Origin of the sequence: Anaerotignum lactatifermentans, assembly GCF_014982935.1 — a bacterium.
In the GTDB taxonomy this organism is placed as follows: domain Bacteria; phylum Bacillota; class Clostridia; order Lachnospirales; family Anaerotignaceae; genus Anaerotignum; species Anaerotignum lactatifermentans.
In genome coordinates this window covers 1-1,530 of record NZ_JADCKK010000126.1, presented here as the reverse complement: position 1 = coordinate 1,530, position 1,530 = coordinate 1, and the positions used below count along the sequence as shown (strand labels likewise).

General features: G+C 39.6%; 2 protein-coding genes. Both read left to right on the top strand.

The features are described from left to right. The coding region (locus INF29_RS15455) for an IS3 family transposase (RefSeq protein WP_408626509.1) at positions 1-79 on the top strand (79 nt) is incomplete at its 5' end. A 71-nt stretch (positions 80-150) separates the two neighbouring features. Further along, complete coding sequence (locus INF29_RS14165; RefSeq protein WP_193487370.1) at positions 151-1,326, top strand: WG repeat-containing protein; 1,176 nt, start codon at positions 151-153, stop codon at positions 1,324-1,326. Positions 1,327-1,530: the final 204 nt, after the last annotated feature.

Here is a 1,530-nt window from a genome sequence, read left to right as displayed (position 1 = left end):
TAATAACCATCGAATCAAAGCAAAGTTAAAGGGCTTGCCACCTGCAATTTACAGACAACAAGCCCTTCTGGCTTCTTAAACAATTTTAATTTGAAAATATTGTCTAACTTTTTGGGTTCAGTTCATCCTCTACGGAACTGGCTTACCATATTGAATCAATACGGATACCAGTTGACAGATGCAGACTTTCATTGGAACAGCGCAAAACAGGAAGTGGCTGTAACTGTTCCGGAAAATCAGATTATTTATGAAGAAAATCTAAAAACACCCGTCATTTCCGGCGAAGGGCAAGCACCTGTCTATGCAATGGTACTGACAGATACCTATGATAAAATAGTAAATTTGGGGGATGGATATTTCTTTGGAATCAATGATATGAAAGACCATTTCAAACGCACTTATGATATTTTGGACAGCAGCGGAAAAGTAAAAAGCCATTTTGCGCCAGGAGAAATCTTTGAAATGAGATATCTGGGAGAAGGAATGTTCTGTGTATACACAGAGAAATGGGAACAGGAATACGTTATGGATGAAAATGGGCAGAAACAGTTCGATGTGGTTTATGATTCCATAAATGATTTTCAGGAAGGGCTGGCATGCGTAAGGGATGAAAAGGACGGTCAAACAGTGGAAGGCTATGTTGATGCAAACGGAACGTTGCAGATTCCTCTGCAATTTGTAAGTGGCGGATACTTTTCTGAAGAACGGGCAGTGGTTCGTGATTTGGAAACAAGGAAATATGGCGTGATCGACAAGAAAGGAAACTATGTTGCGGAGCCCAAGTACAAGTCTTGTAAAAGTTTTCAGGATGGTATGGCTTTAGTACAGACAGAACAGGGATATGGCTATATCAATCTTCAAGGGGAAGAAGTCATTGCACCCCAGTATGTATGGGCATCCAATTTCAGTGATGGCACAGCTTTTGTACAGGAAGAAGAAAATGGTCCGGTATGGCTCATCAATACAAAAGGTGAAAAAGTTAGGAAAATTGCAGATCAGTCAGGAGAGTTTTATGGTAATTGTGCGGATTGTTTGCATATATCCCAGTTTGTGATGCTGCCTTCTGGTGAAGGAGATAGAGTTGATCGTTATTATGATAAGAACGGGGAAGTTTCCATGGAACAGGACAAACTGCTTTTCAGTCTTTCAGAAGGGCTTTGCTCTGTGTTGGATGAAAAGACACAAAAATATGGCTATGTAGACAAAACTGGAAAAATGGTCATTTCTCCTGTATTTGATGAAGCGGAAAGATTCCAAGATGGATATGCGGTGGTAAAAGTGCAGGATCAATATGGTATTGTGAAAAATCCGCTTTTGCAGAAATGATGCTGCATCACAATAAGTCATATTTTTGACAATAAATGCAGATAAAAAAAGGTATGGTTTTACATCCATACCTTTTATATTATTACTTTAGTGCTGAAGGCTGCAAAGCAGCCTTTAACAACCGCCCGCTCTGCGGGTGAGATTAAAGCTTAAGCAAAAAGCATCGTCCTTGTTGTAAAATAAGGGTGTTCAAGCCTAAATATT